Annotated in this window: 4 protein-coding genes; 1 reads left to right on the plus strand and 3 read right to left on the minus strand. The window is 62.1% G+C overall.

The features are described from left to right. The 3 genes from ACP5M5_RS14420 to ACP5M5_RS14430 all read right to left on the minus strand — a co-directional run. Positions 1-641: branched-chain amino acid ABC transporter permease (locus ACP5M5_RS14420; RefSeq protein WP_427938506.1), on the minus strand; the 641-nt coding region annotated here is incomplete at its 3' end. Between the two features lie 28 nt (positions 642-669). Further along, entirely contained in the window at positions 670-1,539 is an 870-nt protein-coding gene (locus ACP5M5_RS14425) for a branched-chain amino acid ABC transporter permease (protein WP_427938509.1), read from the minus strand. A gap of 5 nt (positions 1,540-1,544) precedes the next feature. Beyond that, complete coding sequence (locus tag ACP5M5_RS14430) at positions 1,545-2,735, minus strand: ABC transporter substrate-binding protein (RefSeq protein WP_427938511.1); 1,191 nt, start codon at positions 2,733-2,735, stop codon at positions 1,545-1,547. A gap of 208 nt (positions 2,736-2,943) precedes the next feature. On the opposite strand from ACP5M5_RS14430, the gene ACP5M5_RS14435 reads away from it, so the two are divergent. Next, positions 2,944-3,849 carry an ABC transporter substrate-binding protein gene (locus ACP5M5_RS14435; RefSeq protein ID WP_427938512.1) on the plus strand — a complete coding sequence of 302 codons (906 nt, stop codon included), beginning with the start codon at positions 2,944-2,946 and terminating at the stop codon, positions 3,847-3,849. Positions 3,850-3,908: the final 59 nt, after the last annotated feature.

Genomic DNA, 3,908 nt, shown 5'->3' on the forward strand with positions numbered 1-3,908 from the left:
CCGCCGGCAAGCCCGGCGAGCCCCGCGGCAATGGCGAACGCGACGCATTTCAGCGCGACCGGATTGAGCCCGATCGCGTTTGCTGCGGTTTCGCTGTCTCTAACCGCGGCAAGCGCGAGACCAAGCCGGCTCCGGGCGAGCACGGCATAGGCAAGAACGCTAGCGGCCGCGACCAGCACGATCAGCGCCGCCTGCGCCTGTGCCTGCGCGTCCCCCCAGGGGAGTGGCACGCCTGCACCGAGGGCGATACCATTGGCACCGCCGGTCAGGGCTTTGCCGACGATGATGCCGTGCTCGACGACGAATGCGAAAGCGATAGTGATCATGGCGAGATAGGGCCCTTTGAGCCGCATCGCCGGCAAGGCAAGCAGAAAGCCGCACAACGCCGCGAGCGCAACGCCGAGTGCGAGAGCTGGCCAGAACAGCGAAGGCGCCCTGGCGGTGACGAGGGCGACGGCGTAGGCGCCGATCGCCTGAAACGCCACCTGGCCGATCGAGATCTGTCCCGCAAGACCGATCAGGACGTTGAGGCCGACGCCGATGATCACGACGATGCCGACCTCACCGAGTATCAGCGCTTGATAATCATCGAACCATACCGCCGAAAGCGCGAGCACGGCGGCCAGCCCGAGCCCTGCCACGACAGATAATCCTCGCCAGCCGCGCATGTCAGACCTTGCGCGTCTCCGCCCGGCCGAAAAGACCGTGCGGGCGGAAATAGAGCGCCAGAATGACGAGGCCGAAACTCGCCATCACCGTTGCCCCGGAGCCGGCGAACAAGGTGACAGACGCTTCGGCGAGGCCGAGCAATAGTCCAGCGAGCACGACGCCCCAAGGATTGTCCAGGCCACCGAGAATGGCGGCAGCAAATCCCTTGATACCGAAAACGAAGCCCATGTCTGCCGAGATCTGGGTGAGCGGGGCTGTAAGAATGCCGGCGAGCCCGGCCAAGGTGGAGGACAGGGCATAGGCAAAAACCGTAACCTTCGCCGCATCGATGCCCATCAATTGAGCAGCGCGCGGGTTTTGCATCACGGCGAGCAGAGCCTTGCCATAACGGGTCGCCCGCGTTGCCCACAAGAACATACCGGCGAGGCCGAGCCCAACTATGAGGATCACGATATGAAGCGGTAACACGCCGACCCCGAACAGCATCAACGGATACCGCGCCAGCGCCGATGGCATGCCGCGAGGCTCTTTGCCGAACAGAAACATAGCCGAGTTTTCGACCAGCATCCCGGCCGCGACCGTCGCCATTAGCCAGGATTCCGAGCCGCGGGCACGAAATGGCCGTACTGCGACACGCTCCAACACCACTCCGAACCCGGCGCAACCAACCAGCGCCACGGCCATCGCAAATGGCATCGGCCAGCCGGCGGTCACCGCCATCGCGAAGGTGATCACCGCGCCCAGCATCATCACGCTGCCTTGCGCGAAATTCACGCTCCGCGACACCACCCAGGTGACATGATAGCCGAGCGCGAGTAGCCCATACATGGCGCCGATCGCAAGCCCGCTGACGAGCCAAGTAGCGAGCATCCCGCTTAATCCACGGGCACGATCTTGTTCTCGGCGAAATGCACCATGATGTAATCATCGGCGTCGAGAGCATCGTGATCGCCGGCAGTGAAGGCGGGCGCGTAGCGCTTAATCAGCCCGTCATAGGGGGGGAGGGCTTCGAGCGCGGCCTGGATCGCCGGCCCCTCGGTCGATCCCGCCTTGGCGATGGCGAGCGCGAGAAGATGCATCGCGTCATAGGCATCAGCGGTACCGACCGGGGCGATGACATCCGCCGGCCCCTTGATCGCGGGATATTTCTTCTCGAGCTCGGCCAGCACCATCTCACCCCTCGGGCTCGCTTTGAAAAAACTGTAGGTCTGGACGAAAGCAACCTTGGTCGCCGACGGCCCGGCGAGTTCGGGGAACCGGCCGCCGGAAATCCCCCAATGCGAAATCACCGGAACGTTCCAGCCCATGCGGTCGAGCGAACGGATTACCTCGGCTGCCGGCGCCGCGTTGCCGACCAGGATGATGGCGTCTGCGCCCGCTGCTTTGAGACGTGTCAGCTGCGCAATCATGTCGGTATCGCCGGACTCGAAACTCTCGGCGCCGGCGAGCGACACGTTAGCCGATTTGGCGGCGGCCTCGAGCCCGGCATGGTTCGACTCTCCCCAAGGGTTGTCGATCAGCATGAGCCCGGGATGTTGCGCGTGGGCAGCGGTGACGGCGTAGCGGAGCAGCTTCTGATCGACCAGGGCGTCGACGGCGGAGACACGAAAGACGTAATTCGGGTTGGCGCCGTTATGCGTGATGCCGGTGCCCGCCGCCCAAACGCCGAGGAACGGCACCTTCTCCTTGTTCGCGATCGGCACGAGGGCGATCGAGACCGGGGTATCGATGCCACCGAAAAAGGCAGCCACATGCTCGCGGGAGATCAATTCGCGGGCGGCCGCGATTCCCTTGCCTGGATTCGATTCATCGTCGCGCCGCACCAGCACCACGGGGCGCCCGAGGACGCCGCCTGCCTGATTGATCTCGTCGATCGCGACCGCGAGCCCGCGCGTTATCGCTTCACCCGAGGCCGCCGACTGACCCGAAAGTGCCGCGACGAGACCGACCGGAATCGGCGCCGGTTCGGCCGCGCCGGCGAAATGCGGCGCAAACAGGAAGGCGGCGACGGCAAGAGCGCGCGAGATGTCATGTGTGCTATGGCGCAAGGATTTCGGGAGGGGCATGGTGTTTGTCGGTTCCCATTGTGTGGCAGACGCGATGCAAAGAAAGCCCTGTTGAACTACTCACTGAAGCAAACTAAGCAAAATTGAGGCCAACGATGAAGCCTCGGGCGGTGGCGCGCGGACGACACACATCATCTCCAGGAATGGCATGCTTTTTGCTTTTTGGATGAGACCTCTAAGAGCTTCACCCATGCCGGCAGGAGATGCCATGACATTCCTCATTGCCCAGCTAAAGCGCACTATCCCGTTCGCGAAGCCGACACTCATTGGTGCCCTCTGCCTGCTTGTCGCGCTCGCGGCGCCGCGCGCGCGGGCCGCAGGGCTTGGAGACAATGCCGCCTGCCATGCGTTGCAGGCGAAATACCCGATGTTCAAGGGCAAGACCCTGGTCGATGCGCTGAACCCGCATACGCCGGGTTATGAGGCGCTCGATCCTAACGATCCGAGCCATTATATCGGCTTCGATATAGATCTCGCCGAAGCGCTCGGCGAATGCCTCGGCTTCAAGCTGACCTATAAGCCGGTGACGTTCGCAGCGCTTTTGACGACATTGCAGAGCGGCCAGGCCGATATCGTGATTTCCGACATCTACGCCACCAGCGAACGCGCCAAAGCGGCCGATTTCATCACCTATTCCAAAGTGTTTGATGGTGTTCTGGTGGTCAAGGACAATCCCAAGCATATCACCGGCATCAACCAATCGCTCTGTGGCGATACCGCCGCCGAAAACACCGGTTTCGTCGAAGTGCCGCTGGTGCAAAACCTTGAGCCGATCTGCAAATCCGCCGGCAAGCCAGCACCGAGCCTTCAGCTCTATGACAATAACGCCGATTGTATTCAAGCAATCCTGGCCGGACGTGCCGATACCTACATCAACGACGTGAACACCGTTGATCAGGCGGTCAAAGCCTATCCCGATAAGCTCAGCAAGGCGGTTGCCGTCACTCTCCCGTATTCGATCGGAATCGCGGTGCCGAAAACCAAACGGGAATTCCGTGATGCGATCTTGGCGGCGCTGGTCGAGGTGCAGAAAGCGGGTGTGGAAACCGCCTTGCTCAAAAAATGGGCGCTCGATGCGGGTTCCATGGAAGAACCCAAGATTCTGACACAGTGATGGGGCTGTTTTTCCACCTGGTCTTACTAATCCGGCACACAAATAGGTAGCAGTTTGCC

Origin of the sequence: Acidibrevibacterium sp., assembly GCF_049965395.1 — a bacterium.
GTDB lineage: Bacteria > Pseudomonadota > Alphaproteobacteria > Acetobacterales > Acetobacteraceae > Acidibrevibacterium > Acidibrevibacterium fodinaquatile.

What these genes read in the sequence shown, in the direction of transcription:
- ACP5M5_RS14425 (WP_427938509.1), bottom strand. Translation starts at nt 1,539, where the DNA reads ATGCTCGCTACTTGGCTCGTCAGCGGGCTTGCGATCGGCGCCATGTAT.
- ACP5M5_RS14430 (WP_427938511.1), bottom strand. Translation starts at nt 2,735, where the DNA reads ATGCCCCTCCCGAAATCCTTGCGCCATAGCACACATGACATCTCGCGC.
- ACP5M5_RS14435 (WP_427938512.1), top strand. Translation starts at nt 2,944, where the DNA reads ATGACATTCCTCATTGCCCAGCTAAAGCGCACTATCCCGTTCGCGAAG.